This is a genomic window from Acidovorax sp. 94 (assembly GCF_003634645.1).
Classification (GTDB): Bacteria; Pseudomonadota; Gammaproteobacteria; order Burkholderiales; family Burkholderiaceae_C; genus Acidovorax; species Acidovorax facilis.
Genome location: NZ_RBJA01000001.1, coordinates 3,620,776 through 3,635,565 on the forward strand (window position 1 = coordinate 3,620,776; position 14,790 = coordinate 3,635,565).

At 64.7% G+C, this 14,790-nt stretch carries 13 protein-coding genes; 8 read left to right on the forward strand and 5 right to left on the reverse strand.

Translation table 11 applies throughout. The features are described 5' to 3' along the window. Window positions 1–27: 27 nt before the first annotated feature. Window positions 28–2,109, forward strand: a complete 2,082-nt coding sequence (gene tkt / locus C8C94_RS16705) for a transketolase (protein ID WP_121421497.1) — start codon at window positions 28–30, stop codon at window positions 2,107–2,109. An 88-nt stretch (window positions 2,110–2,197) separates the two neighbouring features. Beyond that, a complete protein-coding gene (gene gap / locus C8C94_RS16710; protein ID WP_121421498.1) occupies window positions 2,198–3,196 on the forward strand; it encodes a type I glyceraldehyde-3-phosphate dehydrogenase in 999 nt (332 codons plus the stop codon). Between the two features lie 211 nt (window positions 3,197–3,407). On the opposite strand, the gene C8C94_RS16715 is transcribed toward gap, so the two are convergent. Beyond that, the gene (locus C8C94_RS16715) at window positions 3,408–4,556 is read right to left on the reverse strand and encodes a mechanosensitive ion channel family protein (protein WP_121421499.1); all 1,149 of its coding nucleotides are present in this window, start codon (window positions 4,554–4,556) and stop codon (window positions 3,408–3,410) included. A 375-nt stretch (window positions 4,557–4,931) separates the two neighbouring features. On the opposite strand from C8C94_RS16715, the gene C8C94_RS16720 reads away from it, so the two are divergent. Then, the gene (locus C8C94_RS16720; protein WP_055398468.1) at window positions 4,932–5,309 is read left to right on the forward strand and encodes a DUF4398 domain-containing protein; all 378 of its coding nucleotides are present in this window, start codon (window positions 4,932–4,934) and stop codon (window positions 5,307–5,309) included. A 108-nt stretch (window positions 5,310–5,417) separates the two neighbouring features. After that, window positions 5,418–6,338: an OmpA family protein gene (locus tag C8C94_RS16725; protein WP_055398498.1), complete on the forward strand. Its 921-nt coding sequence runs from the start codon at window positions 5,418–5,420 to the stop codon at window positions 6,336–6,338. A 31-nt stretch (window positions 6,339–6,369) separates the two neighbouring features. Here the strand turns inward: C8C94_RS16725 and C8C94_RS16730 are convergent, their stop codons facing one another. Continuing rightward, on the reverse strand, window positions 6,370–7,326 hold the full coding sequence (locus C8C94_RS16730; RefSeq protein WP_121421500.1) for a transposase: 957 nt from the start codon (window positions 7,324–7,326) through the stop codon (window positions 6,370–6,372). A gap of 327 nt (window positions 7,327–7,653) precedes the next feature. Beyond that, window positions 7,654–8,670 (reverse strand): aldo/keto reductase, encoded by a 1,017-nt coding sequence (locus C8C94_RS16735; protein ID WP_121421501.1) that lies wholly within the window; start codon window positions 8,668–8,670, stop codon window positions 7,654–7,656. A gap of 184 nt (window positions 8,671–8,854) precedes the next feature. Here C8C94_RS16735 and C8C94_RS16740 point away from each other — a divergent pair, with 184 nt between their 5' ends. Then, a complete protein-coding gene (locus tag C8C94_RS16740; protein WP_121421502.1) occupies window positions 8,855–10,309 on the forward strand; it encodes an ATP-binding protein in 1,455 nt (484 codons plus the stop codon). 281 nt (window positions 10,310–10,590) lie between these two features. Here the strand turns inward: C8C94_RS16740 and C8C94_RS16745 are convergent, their stop codons facing one another. After that, the gene (locus tag C8C94_RS16745; RefSeq protein WP_121421503.1) at window positions 10,591–11,196 is read right to left on the reverse strand and encodes a YdeI family protein; all 606 of its coding nucleotides are present in this window, start codon (window positions 11,194–11,196) and stop codon (window positions 10,591–10,593) included. Window positions 11,197–11,260: 64 nt separating this feature from the next. Then, on the reverse strand, window positions 11,261–12,088 hold the full coding sequence (locus C8C94_RS16750) for a sigma-70 family RNA polymerase sigma factor (RefSeq protein ID WP_121421504.1): 828 nt from the start codon (window positions 12,086–12,088) through the stop codon (window positions 11,261–11,263). Window positions 12,089–12,247: 159 nt separating this feature from the next. Between C8C94_RS16750 and C8C94_RS16755 the strand changes: the two genes are divergently transcribed. From C8C94_RS16755 to C8C94_RS16765, 3 genes are all read left to right on the forward strand, one after another. Continuing rightward, the gene (locus C8C94_RS16755; protein WP_121421505.1) at window positions 12,248–12,601 is read left to right on the forward strand and encodes a FlxA-like family protein; all 354 of its coding nucleotides are present in this window, start codon (window positions 12,248–12,250) and stop codon (window positions 12,599–12,601) included. Between the two features lie 124 nt (window positions 12,602–12,725). Continuing rightward, window positions 12,726–14,045, forward strand: coding sequence for a flavin-dependent oxidoreductase (locus tag C8C94_RS16760; RefSeq protein WP_121422921.1), 1,320 nt, complete (start codon window positions 12,726–12,728; stop codon window positions 14,043–14,045). Window positions 14,046–14,113: 68 nt separating this feature from the next. Further along, the gene (locus C8C94_RS16765) at window positions 14,114–14,713 is read left to right on the forward strand and encodes an ATP-dependent Clp protease proteolytic subunit (RefSeq protein ID WP_121421506.1); all 600 of its coding nucleotides are present in this window, start codon (window positions 14,114–14,116) and stop codon (window positions 14,711–14,713) included. Window positions 14,714–14,790 lie beyond the last annotated feature (77 nt).

Below are 14,790 nucleotides of genomic sequence, written 5' to 3' on the forward strand. Positions count from 1 at the left end.
GAATCACCCACCCTGAACCCTCCCCCCATGGCCAACACCCAGCAATCCCAACAGATGGCAAATGCGATCCGCGCATTGGCCATGGACGCCGTTCAACAAGCCAACTCCGGCCACCCCGGCGCCCCCATGGGCATGGCCGACATGGCCGTGGCGCTGTGGAGCCGCCACCTCAAGCACAACCCTACCAACCCCCAGTGGTTTGACCGCGACCGGTTTGTGCTGTCCAACGGCCACGGCTCGATGCTGCTGTACGCGCTGCTGCACCTCACGGGCTACGACCTGCCGATTGGCGAGCTGAAGAACTTCCGCCAACTGCACAGCAAGACGCCCGGCCACCCCGAAGTGGGCTACACCGCTGGCGTCGAGACCACCACCGGCCCCCTGGGCCAGGGCATCACCAATGCCGTGGGCTTTGCGCTGGCCGAAAAGCTGCTGGCCGCCGAGTTCAACCGCGAAGGCCATGCCGTGGTGGACCACCACACCTACGCCTTCCTGGGCGACGGCTGCCTGATGGAAGGTATCAGCCACGAAGCCGTGTCTCTGGCAGGCGCCTGGAAACTCAACAAGCTGATCGCCCTGTACGACGACAACGGCATCAGCATCGACGGCCAGGTCGCTCCCTGGTTTGCCGACAACACCCCCCTGCGTTTTGTGGCCAGCGGCTGGAACGTGATCGGCCCCATCGACGGCCACGATGCTGACAAGGTGGCCGCAGCCATCGAAGAAGCCAAGAAGCAGACCGAGCGCCCCACCCTGATCGTGTGCAAGACGCACATCGGCAAGGGCAGCCCCAACCGCGCCAACACCGCCAAGGCCCACGGCGAACCGCTCGGCGCCGAAGAAATCGCGCTGACCCGCGAAGCCCTGGGCTGGGCCAGCGAACCCTTCGTGATCCCCGAAGACGTGTACGCCAGCTGGGACTGCAAGGCCAACGGCCAAGCTTTTGAGGCCGCCTGGAACGAGCGTTTTGCCGCCTACACCGCCGCCTTCCCCGAGCTGGCTGCCGAGCTGACGCGCCGCATGAACGGCGACCTGCCCGCCAACTTTGCCCAGGTGGCCGTGGACACCGTGGTGGCCGCCCACACCAAGGGCGAAACCGTGGCCAGCCGCAAGGCCAGCCAGCTGGCGCTGGAAGCCTTCACCGCAGCCCTGCCCGAACTGCTGGGTGGCAGCGCCGACCTGACCGGCTCCAACCTCACCAACACCAAGAGCACGCCCAACCTGCGCTTTGACATGCAGGGCAACGTGGTCAAGACCGAAGCCGCGAATGGCGACAAGGTCGGTGGCCGCCACATCAACTACGGTGTGCGCGAATTCGGCATGGCCGCCATCATGAACGGCGTGGCGTTGCACGGTGGCTTCATCCCCTACGGCGGCACCTTCCTCACGTTCAGCGACTACAGCCGCAACGCCATCCGCATGGCCGCGCTGATGAAGCAGCGCGTGATCCACGTGTTCACGCACGACTCCATTGGTCTCGGTGAAGACGGCCCCACGCACCAGTCCATCGAGCACGTGGCCAGCCTGCGCCTGATTCCGAACCTCGACGTCTGGCGCCCCGGTGACACGGCCGAAACCGCCGTGGCCTGGAGTGTGGCACTGTCCAACCGCAACAAGCCCACCGTTCTGGCCCTGTCGCGCCAGAACCTGCCCTACGCTCCCAAGCGCGACCTGGGCGACATCTCGCGCGGCGCCTATGTGCTGTCAGAACCCTCCGACGTGGGCATCAAGAAGAAGCCCGTGGCCGTGATCATTGCCACCGGCTCCGAAGTGCAGCTGGCCCTGAAGGCCCAGCGCCTGCTGGCCGACAAGAAGATCGGCGTGCGCGTGGTCTCCATGCCCAGCACGACCACCTTCGACCGCGAAGACGCCAAGTACAAGAGCAGCGTGCTGCCCGCCGGCGTGCCCCGCGTGGCCGTGGAAATGGGCGTGACCGACGGCTGGTGGAAATACGGCTGCGCCGCCGTGGTGGGCATCGACACCTACGGTGAATCGGCCCCCGCGCCGGTGCTGTTCAAGCACTTCGGCTTCACCGAAGAGAACGTGGCCGACGCAGTGCTGGTGGCCATCGGCGCGGCCCGCCTGAAGCCCGCCAAGAAGGCCCGTTAAAACGCCCTTTGCCCGCTGCGCACCGCTGCCAGCGGGCGCGCGGCGGCAGATTCCCGATTTCGACTTTGCAACTTTGAAGAGGCTCCCTATGACGATCAAGATTGGTATCAACGGCTTCGGCCGCATCGGCCGCAACGTGCTGCGCTCGGCCATCCAGAACTTCAGCGACATCGAAGTCGTGGGCATCAACGACCTGCTGGAGCCCGAGTACCTCGCGTACATGCTGCAGTACGACTCGGTGCATGGCCGCTTCAAGGGCGAAGTCTCGGTCGAGGGCAACACCCTGGTCGTCAACGGCAAGAAGATCCGCCTGACGCAAGAGCGCGACCCCGCCAACCTGAAGTGGAACGAAGTCGGCGCCGACGTGGTGATCGAATCCACCGGCCTGTTCCTGGACAAGGTCACCGCGCAGAAGCACCTGGACGCTGGTGCCAAGAAGGTCATCCTGTCGGCCCCCTCCAAGGACGACACCCCCATGTTCGTGTTCGGCGTGAACCACGACACCTACGCGGGCCAGGCCATCATCTCCAACGCATCGTGCACCACCAACTGCCTGGCTCCCGTGGCCAAGGTGCTGAACGACAAGTGGGGCATCAAGCGCGGCCTGATGACCACCGTGCACGCTGCCACCGCCACGCAAAAAACCGTGGACGGCCCTTCGAACAAGGACTGGCGCGGCGGCCGCGGCATTCTGGAAAACATCATTCCCTCCAGCACTGGCGCTGCCAAGGCCGTGGGCGTGGTGATCCCTGCGCTGAACAAGAAGCTGACCGGCATGTCTTTCCGCGTGCCCACCTCCGACGTGTCGGTGGTGGACCTGACGGTTGAACTGGACAAGGCTGCCACCTACGATGAAATCAAGGCCGAGATGAAGGCCCAGTCCGAAGGCGCCCTGAAGGGCGTTCTGGGCTACACCGAAGACAAGGTGGTGGCCACCGACTTCCGTGGCGACACCCGCACCTCGATCTTCGATGCCGACGCTGGCATTGCCCTGGACGGCACCTTCGTGAAGGTCGTGAGCTGGTACGACAACGAATGGGGCTACTCGAACAAGTGCCTGGAAATGGTGCGCGTGGTATCCAAGTAAGTACGACTTGCGCAAAAGGGGATCAGGCGCCATGCTTGGTCTTAGAACGCAACGGCGGACGCCTCCCTGTTTGCGCGGGTCTTGAAAAGTTTTCCCTTTGAAGATGAAGAAGCGCTAGTAGCAACTACCCTGTTCAAGCCGGTCGCCTGCAAAGGCCACCGGCTTTTTTTTGCCCGCCCTCCGCGCATAGCAGGTACGGACCACCTGGCATTCAACGGTCACCACCCCCAAGAGCTGCCGCTGCTGAGGCCGCCATAGCCAACGGCGCGGGCCCCGGCACCGGCCCTGGAGCACTGGCAATGTGCACCGTGCGGGTGGGGAAAGCAAACTCCACCCCCATGGCCTTGAACTCGCGCAGCAGCCCGAGGTTGATGGACTGCTGCAGGTCCATGTACACGTTGAAGGCTGGGTCTTCGACGATATAGACCACCTCGTAGTCGAGCGAACTGGCGCCAAACGCCTTGAAATGCGCGCGGTCAAAACGCAGCTGCGGCTGGGCTTCGATGAGCTTGCGCACCACACCCGGAATGGCCTCAGCCTGCTCGGGGGTGGTGTCATAGGCCACGCCAAACGTGAACACGATGCGCCGCCGCTCCAGCATGCGAAAGTTGCTGATGGTCTGCTTGAGCAGGTCGGTGTTGGACATCACGATCTGCTCGCCCTGCAAGCTGCGGATGCGTGTGGTCTTGAGACCAATCACCTGCACCGTGCCCGACACATTGCCCACCACGATGAAGTCGCCCACCTCAAACGGCTTGTCCACCGCGATGGCGAGCGAGGCAAACAGGTCTCCCAAGATGTTTTGCACCGCCAGCGCCACCGCAATGCCGCCCACGCCCAGGCTGGCGATGAAGGCCGTGATGTTCACGCCCACATTCGACAAGATGGCCAGCAGCACCACGCTCCACAACAGCGTGCGCAGCCCCCAGGACATCAGCGTGGCCGAGGCACTGACCTGCGTCATGCCACTGGACGAGTGCCGCTCCACATAGCGGCGCACGCCAATGCCAATGGCACGCATGCCCCACAGGCCCATCTGCAGCGCCACGGCCACAAACCACAGCTGGCTCAGGCGACTCTCCCAGCGGCCGGGCAGGTCCAGCAGGCTCGCGCCCACGAGCAGAGCCACCACCAGCATCAGTGTGCGGCTGGTGCCTTCCAGCACATCCACCATGGTCAGCGCCATGCCGCTGTGCGACTGCGTGGCCCACACCTTGGCGCGGCGGGTCAGCAGGTGCAGCACCACAAGGATGGCTGCATAGGTGGCCGTGGTGGCTGCCAGGGCCACGCACAGGCTCCACAACGGCACGCCGGCAAAGGTGGTCTCCTGGACCCAGGTCATAAAGGTGGATGGCTGCATGCGGGGACTCTCCTCTTCGTGGTGCAGTGACGGGATGGGGCGCGCGGGGGCGGGACTGATACACGGGGTCGACCCGTGACCTCGGCCATGCAGGGCGCTTCAGCCCCGCAATGGAGCGCTGAGCTGCGCAACGTCCTTGATCGAGACCCCGTGGAAGTCAGAGTTCCGCAGTTGATCAGGCAACGGCCAAAGCGCCGCTGGTCTGCCCCCGTTTGCAAGTGTTCGTAAGACATGCCCCACAGCAATACAGAGGCAGGGCCTACGCCCCGGTAATGCGCGGCCCCCAACAATGCATCAACACCAGAACACCGCTGGCTGCCCGCCCGAAACCTCGGTGCGGCACATCCCACAACCTCCACAGGAGTCCACCACACCATGCATTCATCCGCACTGATCCGCACCGCCACAGCGGCACTCGCACTGGGCGCACTGGCCGCCTGTTCCTCCACCCCCGCACCCACCGAGCAAATGGCCGTGAGCCGCACCACCGTGAACCGCGTTGCGGCTGCCCCGGCTGTGGCCACCAGCGCCCCCGTGCAGTTGCAACAAGCGCGCGAGAAGCTCATGCAGGCCGAAAAAGCCATGGCTGAAAAGGACTATGTGGCCGCGCGCCGCCTGGCCGCTGAGGCCGAGGTAGATGCCCGCGTGGCCGAAACCCGCGCCGACGCCGCCAGCAATGCCGCCAACCTGACGCAAGTGCAAGACGGCATCCGAGCGCTGCAAGAAGAAATCAACCGCCGATCGCCGCGCTAGGCCAGCGCCAGACGTTGGAGCCCTAGCGCCCAACCTGGCTTCGACTCACGCCCAACACCGTTGAGGCCCCGCGATTGACCTCCCCCCCATTTCAAGGAACACCTGACCATGCATCGCTTTTTTCACCGAACCACCGCCCTGTGCACCAGCCTGATTGCCGTAGGCCTGTTGGCCGCCTGCGCCAGCACCACCCCATCGCCCGCGCTGGAAGAGGCCCGTACCGCAGTGAGCACCGCTGCAGGAGACCCGGCCGTCAACCAGTACGCGCAGCTCGAACTGAAGCAAGCCACCGACGCACTGGCCAAGGCCGACCGCGTGTGGGCCGATGACCGCGACACGTCCGAGACCAACCACTTGGCATACATCGCCCGCCAACGCGCCGAGATCGCCACCAACGCGGCCCGCGCGCGCCAGCTCGATGCCAACATCCAGCAAGCGGGCAGCGAAGCCGACCGCATCCGCCTGCAGGCCCGCACCCAAGAGGCTGACGCAGCCCGCCTGCGCGCCCAGCAAGCCCAACAACAGGCGATGAGCGCAGAGCAACGTGCGGCCCAACAGCAGGCCCAGGCCACGGCCGCCATGGCCCAGGCCAACGCCGCACAAGACCGTGTGCGCGCCCTCGAAGCACAACTGCGCGAACTCGAAGCCCAACAAACCGAACGCGGCCTGCTGGTCACTCTGGGCGATGTGCTGTTTGCCTTCAACAAGGCCGAGCTCTCCGCCCAGGCCGGCCCGCGCCTGGACAAGCTGGCCAACTTCCTCAAACAGTTCCCGGACCGCAAACTGCTGATCGAGGGCTACACCGACAGCGTGGGTAGCGACAGCTACAACCAGGACCTGTCAGACCGACGCGCCCAAGCCGTGCGCGACGCGCTGGTGCAGCGCGGTGTGGACACCAGCCGCATCACCGCACGCGGCTACGGCAAGGCCCACCCCGTGGCCGACAACGCGTCGCCCGAAGGCCGTGCGATGAATCGCCGCGTGGAGATCGTGATCGCCGATGACAAGGGCAACCTGCGCGGCAGGTAGAGAACACCCCCCTGAGCAACCGTCTTGGAAGTCAAGCGCAATGATGATTTGGATTCCAAGTGCAGCCGTGCTTGGCGATGGCGTTGAGCATCGTCAGCAGCTTGCGCATGCAAGCCACCAAGGCGACCTTCTTGCGCTTGCCTGCGGCCAGCAAATGCTCGTAGTACGGCTTGAGCACGGGGTTGTAGCGAACCGCCGTGAGCGTGGCCATGTAGAGCGTGCGACGCACTTGGGCACGACCTCCCCAGATGGAGCGCTGACCGCGCATTTGCCCGGAGTCCCGATTGAGCGGAGCAACCCCAACCAAGGCTGCCACGCGGCGGCGGTCGAGTTTGCCAAGCTCGGGCAACTCGGCCAGCAACACCGCCACGCTGGCTGCGCCAATGCCAGGCACGCTGGTAAGCGCCTGAGCCAGTTGGGCGTGATGGTGCTGCACATGGGCTGCCACCTCCGTGTCGCTATCTCCAAGCTCCTGCTTGAGGAATTCGATCACGCGCTCAATGCTAGGCCGCGCAGCCGCGTGCGAGATACGCAGTCGCTGGCGTTCACCGGTGAGCATTTGCACAATCTGGCGGCGGCGCAGTACCAGAGCCTGCAGCTGCTGCAATTGGGCATCGGCCAGAGGCTTGACGAAGCGCTCACGCTCGGGATGCTGATGCAGCACCCGCGCGAACGCAGCGAGCATGTGGGCGTCCAGCGCATCGGTCTTGGCCAGTGCTCCCATGGCGCGGGCAAAGTCGCGAGCCATGCGGGGGTTGACCACAGCTGTGGGCAGCCCCGCAGCCTGCAGCGCGCAGGCTGCCTCGAACTCATAGCCGCCAGTGGCCTCCAGCACCACCAGCGCAGGCCCCAAGGCGGTCAACTGGCTGCACAAAGACTCGATGCCATGGGCATCATTGCTCGCTTGCCAAGTCTTGGCCTGGGCACTGCTGGCCACCTCCAGAGTCTGGCTGGAGACGTCGATACCGATAAAAACAGAGTCGGACATGTCCTTTCGCTCCCATCCTTGTCTATGCGAACTAAAAGTTCCTACAACCGTTCGGGTTGCAAGAAAGGACGGTCCGGCCCAGGTGCCCAAAGCTCAGGGGCGGGCTTAAATCAGATTAACCCAGAGGCGCGTCGGGCTACCTGTGCCAGTCCGAGCCCCAAAGATACAAGGCGCTGCGCGCCTTCCCCCTTCTCTCGAATCGCTGGCGCGATTCGGGAAGGGGGACACCGCCAGCGCGGCGGGGCGGCCCTTGCGCGGCGGCCGCGACTTTAAGCCATGCCAGTTTCGGCGGCCAATATCAATAGAACGGAACGAAGATCGCTCTGCTCAGGCGCGGTCTTCAAACGTTTCCGTATCCACTTCGCGCGCGCTCTGGGCGTTGTAGCGATTGCCCACCACCGTGCGCTCATTGATCAGCGCGCCCAGACGCTCCATGGTGGCCGCATCCAGTCGCACGTTCACGGCACCCAGGTCGTCGTGCAGATGCTCCACGTTCGTGGTTCCTGGGATGGGGATGATGTGCTCGCCTTGGTGCAGCAGCCACGCCAGGGCCAGCTGGGCGGGTGTGCAGCCCACATCGCGTGCAATCGCCTGGTAGCCATCGAGCAGCTTCAGGTTGGCCGCATACGCCTCGGGTGCAAAACGCGGCATGGCACGGCGGATGTCCTTGGCGTCCAGCGTGCTCACATCGGTCAAGCCGCCACACAAGAAACCCCGCGCCACCGGGCTGAACGCCACAAAGGCCACGCCCAATTCTCGGCAGGCGTCGAGCACGGCAATCTCGGGGTTGCGCGTCCACAGCGAATACTCGGTCTGCACCGCCGTGATCGGGAACTCGGCATGCGCGCGGCGCAGCGTGGCAGCAGACACCTCGGAGAGACCCACAGTGCGAATGTGCCCGCGCCGCACCAGCTCGCCCAGTGCGCCTACGCTTTCCTCAATTGGCACGCTCTTGTCCCAGCGGTGCAGGTAATACAGGTCGATCACATCGGTCTGCAGGCGGCGCAGGCTGTCTTCGCAGGTCTTTCGCAGCGTATCGGGCCGCCCGTCGATCACGCGCACCAGCTTGCCGTCACCCGCCACATCCACGCCCTGCATGCCGCATTTGCTGGCCAGCGTGAAGCGGCTGCGGTGCTGCTTCAACACACGGCCCACCAGGTTTTCGTTGGCTCCAAAGCCATAGAGCGTGGCGGTGTCGAACAGCGTCACGCCCGCATCAAGTGCAGCCAGCAGCACGCGCTCGCCCTGCTCGGCAGACACCGGCGCGCCATAGGCGTGCGACAGGTTCATGCAGCCCAGGCCAATGGCCGAGACGGAGAAAGGTCCAAGGTTTCTTTGTTGCATGCCGCGAGCTTACGGCAAGCGCGGCAACCCAGCGGGTGGCTCGGGCTTGGGCTTTTGGGGCGGGTGTGACGACGACTGCGGCAGGAATGCAAAAAGTCCCGGCAGACCATAGCTATTTCCGTCCGCTTGCATCCGGTGAAAATGAAGGTCGTTTTACCCACGAAGCCGCCTTCGACTCCTCACCATGAACTCTGCTCGCGACAGCGCCCTCATCGACCAATTACGTGCCGAATCGGCCGAGACGCCATGGCTGGAGTTCAAGAGCAACAACACCGACCCTGAGATGATCGGCAAGCGCTGCTCGGCCCTTGCCAATTCGGCGCGCATCGAAGGACGAGACATGGCTTACATGGTGTGGGGTGTAGATGACGAGAGCCACGCCATCATCGGCACCGACTTCAAGCCCGACGCCAAGAAGGTAGGCAACCAAGCTCTATCTTTGTGGCTAGCCAACAGTTTGCAACCCAGCATTGCATTCAACTTTCGGACTGTCGCGCATCCGCAAGGCCGCGTCGTGCTACTGGAAATTCCGGCAGCTACAGGCGCACCGGTGGCATTCAACGCCGTGGCTTACATTCGCATCAGCAGTGCAACGCCTCGCCTTACAGACTACCCCGACCGCTATCAACAACTGATCGAGCGGCTGCGACCCTACCGATGGGAGCAAGGCATTGCTCGCCAGTACGCCAGCGGGGACGAGGTGCTGAGCCTGCTCGACTACAGCCAGTATTTCCGCCTGACGGGGCAGCCGTTGCCGGACAACCGAGCAGGCATCTTCGACAAGTTGGAGGCAGACCGCCTGATCGTGCGCGACGTGGGCGAGCGCTGGAACATTACCCATCTTGGCGCCATCCTGTTCGCAGTGCGTTTGAACGACTTCGAGGCCAGCTTGGCACGCAAAGCGGTGCGCTTTGTGGCGTACAGCGGCAAGAATCGAGCGAGCCCCGTGACCCACCGGCTTGACGGGCAGCGGGGCTATGCAGTGGGGTTCGAGGGGTTGATCGACTACGTGAACAACCTGCTCCCCAAAAACGAGCACATTGGTGCAGCCCTGCGGGAAGACCGCCCCTTGTTTCCCGGTATCGCGGTACGGGAATTGGTGGCCAACGCGCTGATCCATCAGGACATGACCATTACCGGCGCTGGCCCGCAGATCGAGCTGTTCGAAGATCGATTGGAAATTAGTAACCCGGGCGCCACACTGGTGCTGCCCGATCGCATGATCGACCTACCTCCACGCTCGCGCAATGAGGCACTGGCCTCGCTGATGCGTCGCATGCGCATGTGCGAAGAACAAGGCAGCGGGCTGGACAAGGTGGTACAGGCCTGCGAGGTATTTCAGTTGCCGGCCCCGCTATTCCGGACGGAGGGCGACGCAACACAGGCTGTGCTGTACGGGCCACGCAGTTTTGCCGAGATGACGCAGGACGAGCGGATGCGCGCTTGCTATTTCCATGCGGTACTGAAGTTCCTCAGTGGTGACAAAATGAAGAATGCCAGCCTGTGTGCCCGATTGGGCATTGCCACAAAAAACGCAGCCCAAGCGACTGCAGTGATCAATCGAGCGCTGGACGCAGGCCTGATCCGGGTGGCAGATCCGGATCACCCCAGAGCAGGCTATGTTCCGCATTGGGCTTGAAGCTTCTTGATCGGGTTTTGATTTATCCGGGCAGGCGAACCATACAAGAGCACACAACTCTTTATAAATCAACGACTTACGAAAATTTTTGGAAGTTATTTTTCTTGATCGGGTTTTGATACCTTAACCGCTGCGCCCATCGCATAAGCAAGGTTGCACCCGGCACAAAGCATATAGAGCCACGCCCGGCCAAGCAAAGCCGTTGAGCGTGCAGCCCATGTTGGCAAGCGCGGCAATCGACCGGATGAGTCGAGCTTGTGGGGATGGCTATGGCTTGGCGGCTAGCCCCGCAGCGGAGGCCGCTTCGCCCACAGCTCAATGCGCTCACCCGCAGCGCAGGCGGCCACCAACTCCGCAAACCGTGCCTCGCGGGTCGCATCGCGCTTGGCGGATGTGACCCAGTGCAGCATGCTCTTGCGATAGCTGGGTGGCGTGGACTCCTGAAAAAACCGCCACGCGGCCTTGTTGCGCTGGAAGGCGCGCTGCAGCGACGCCGGCAGCTCGACCACTGCCGCCTGCTCGTGGGAATAGATGGCCGACTTGTGCGCCTTGCGGTGGGCAAAGGCCGCGAGCCCCGCGGGCGTCATGCGGCCCGCCGCCTGCAACTGCTCCACCTTGGCGATGTTGACAGCGCTCCAGATGGACGACGGCTTGCGCGGGGTGAAGCGGATCGAATACGCGTGCTCGTCAATGCGCCGCCGGATGCCATCGATCCAACCAAAGCACAGGGCTTCGTCCACCGACTCCGACCAGCCCATGCTGGGGCGGCCCGAACCCACCTTGTGAAAGCCCACCAGCAACTCCGGCGCGCTATCTGCATGGCGCTCCAGCCACTGGCGGAACGCCTTCGGGGTGGCAAAGAAGGTGGGGGTGGTCTGGGAGGCCATGGTGCTGCGAACGTCTTTTTGTGCAAGCGGGCGGCTGGCAATTGCTGTTGTGCGGGTGCGTCGGCTAGGCCACCACGCCTTCGTGTGCCAGCTCGGCGCATGGCCCCAGGGGCAACACGCACAGTGTCACGCCATCCAGCGTAAGCACCAAACCCAGTTGCCCGCCTACCTGCACCACACCACCCGCCTTGGCCCGTGGGCGTCGGGCTTGGTGCTGCAACGGGAGCACGGCATGCACCGCACCATGTATGGCCAATGCACTGACCGGCGGCTGGCGCAGCAGGGCCCACAGGCCCTGTGCGTCCCGCGATTGCAGCGACTGCAGGTACAGGCGCAGCACCGCAGGGTCGGCGTCCTTGGATTCATCGCGCCCATCACCACGGCGGGCCTCCTCTTCGGCCCGCCGCAGGCGTTGCAACGCGCGGCGCAATTGCTGGCGGCTGGCCGCTTCCGTCCGGCCGGTAGCCTGCGCCAGCTCGGCGTGGCTGGCATCGAACACCGCATGCAGCAGCACCGCAGCCCCCTCCACGGGCGTCACACACGCCGCCAGTCGCCGCAGCGCGAGCGTGGCTTGCTGCGCCAGCGCGGCATCGGCCTCTGCCGAAGGCGCGACCGAAACGAGGGCATCCCCTTGCGCTGCCTGGATGGTCTCTGCCGCCCACTGCGCCATCCACTGACGGCGACGCAGTCGATCAATGGCCAGGTTGCGCACCACCGTCAGCAGCCACGCCTGGGCCGCATTGAGCGCCGGGGCGTTGGCCTCCAGCGCACGCACATAGGCGTCCTGCACGGCGTCCTCGGCCTCGACCGGGCCCAGCAGGCGCGTGGCGGCACGCAGCAGGGTGCTGCGGCTGGCGTTCACCAGCGCCATCAGGTGTTCATCGTTCTGCATCGGGGCATGGTGCCACAGGCTGACGCAGGCCGCACATCGGCAGACAATGGCTCGCAGGCTGTTGTCACTACCTCCGTCACATGGGTTGGCGGCGTTCAACAGCCCGCAGCGCGAGGGGGCGGCCGGTCAACTTTCCCTGCGCCTTGCCGATAACCAGGGATGCAAATTGCCAGCACCACCTCCACCACCGGCACGGTCTCTTCCTCCAGTGGCAGCAGCGACATCGCCAAGCTGCAAAAGCAGCTGCGCGAGCTGACCGAGCAGCTCAAGGGCTTGGCCAGCTCCGACATGGATTCCAAGGCCAAGCAACAGAAGGCCAAGTTGCTGCAGGCCCAGATTCAGATGGTGCAAGCCCAGATCACGGCAATACAGCGCGCGCAACAGCAAGAGCAGCAACGGGCCCAGGCAGCGAAGGCCGAGGGCGCTGCGGCCAGTGCCGCGCAGCAGCAGAAGGCCGTATCCGCAAAGAATCAACCCGCTGGACTGGGCAACAACGTCGATACCTACGCCTGACAAGAATGGCTTGCTGAGGGGGCGCTCCCAGCCTGCAAGACCCCGCACCCGGCATGCACCAGCGCCGCATTCGCCTGCGGCGTCCGCGACAAGCTCCGCCCGCCATTGCATGGACAATCTCGGCATGTCTGGCGCACCTACTACCACTTCACCCCCCTCTTCCGTCCACCCCGTCTTGATCGCCGGTGGTGGCATTGGTGGCATGGCCACTGCCCTGACCCTGCACCAGATCGGCGTGCCCTGCATCGTCTTTGAATCGGTGTCGGAGCTGCAGCCGCTGGGCGTGGGCATCAACCTGCAGCCCAACGCTGTGCGGGAGCTGCACGACCTGGGGTTTGGCAACGAAGTGCTGGACACCATTGGCCTGCAGGCGCGCGAATGGGCCCTGGTGGGCCGCAACGGGAACGAGGTGTACGCCGAGCCACGCGGGCTGGAGGCGGGCTACCACTGGCCGCAGTATTCGGTGCACCGGGGGCAGCTGCAGATGATGCTGTTCAACGCCGTGCGAGAACGCCTGGGTGACGATGCTGTGCAATTGGGACAGCGGGTGGTGGGCTACCGGCAAGATGCCGACGGTGTGACGACGATCATCGAGACACGCGATGGTGAACGCCGGGAAGTGGACGGATCGCTGCTGATCGCCGCCGATGGCCTGCACTCGGCCGTGCGGGCGCAGATGCACCCCACGCAGCCGCCCATCCAGTGGGGCGGTGCCATCATGTGGCGCGGCACCACGCCGGGGGTGCCGGTGCGAACGGGCGCTTCGTTTGTGGGCGTGGGCTCGCTGCGGCACCGTGTGGTGTTCTACCCCATCACACCGCCCGACCCGGCCACAGGGCTGGCCACCATCAACTGGATCGCCGAGATCACGGTGGACAACCAGGGCGGCTGGCAGCAGGGCGACTGGAACCGGCGTGTGGCGCTGGAGGAATTCGCTCACCACTTTGACGGCTGGAACTACAGCTGGCTCGACGTGCCCGCCATGCTGCGCGGCGCCAAGGACATTTTTGAGTACCCCATGATCGACCGCGACCCCGTGCCCACCTGGGTGGACGGCCGCGTGGCGCTGCTGGGCGACGCGGCGCATGTGATGTACCCCGTGGGCTCCAACGGCGCCAGCCAGGCCATCGTGGATGCGCGCGTGCTGGGCGCACAGCTGATTGCGCAGGGCGTGGGCCCGCAGGCGCTGCGTGCCTATGACGACCAGCTGTGCAAGGACATCTCGGCGCTGGTGCTGCGCAACCGGGGCTCCGGCCCCTTTGGCCTGCTGGGGCTGGTGGACGAACGCTGCGGCGGGGTGTTCGACCACATCGACGACGTGCTGCCGCGCGAAGAGCGCGAAGGCTTCATGGCGCGCTACAAGGCGGCGGCGGGGTTTGCGATCGAGACGCTGAATGCGGCGCCGCCCACCATCGCGCCGGGGCAGCGCGTGGCCGCAGGCTGAGGGGTGTCACGCCCGGCGTGTCTCGTTCGTCATGGCAGTCCTGTCACTCTTTTCAAGGACCTGCCCCCATGGACACGCCAGACACCAACACCCCACCTGCCACCCCAGGCTCCGAGCCACGCACGTCGTACCTGGAAGAAAAGGCCTTCAAGGCCCGCACCCTGCTGGTCTTCGGCACCATCACCGACACCCTGGCCGCCGATGTGGCGCGGCGGCTGATTGCGCTGGATGCCGAGAGCGCCGAGCCCATCGACATGCTGGTGAGCTCGCCCGGTGGGCACCTGGAGTCGGGCGACACGATGCATGACCTGGTGCGCTTCATCACCGCGCCGGTGAACATGATCGGCACCGGCTGGGTGGGCAGCGCGGCGACGCACCTGTACCTGGCGGCGCCGCGCGAGCGGCGGTTCTGCCTGCCCAACACGCGCTTTTTGATCCACCAGCCCAGCGGCGGCGCAGGTGGCCCGGCCAGCGACATTGCCATCCAGGCGCGGGAGATCGTGAAAGCCCGCGAGCGCATTGCGCGCACCATCGCCCGGCAGACGGGCAAGCCGCTGGAGGTGGTGCTGGCCGACATCGAACGCGACCACTGGCTGTCGGCCGAAGAGGCGGTGGACTACGGCCTGGTCTCGCGCATCATCGAGAACAAGGCCGCGTTGAGGGCGTGACGCTGCCCCATCGAATTGCTATCAAAACAATAGCTTATAGCGCTTGATACCAGGGCAATCGCATCTAAAAGTGCGCC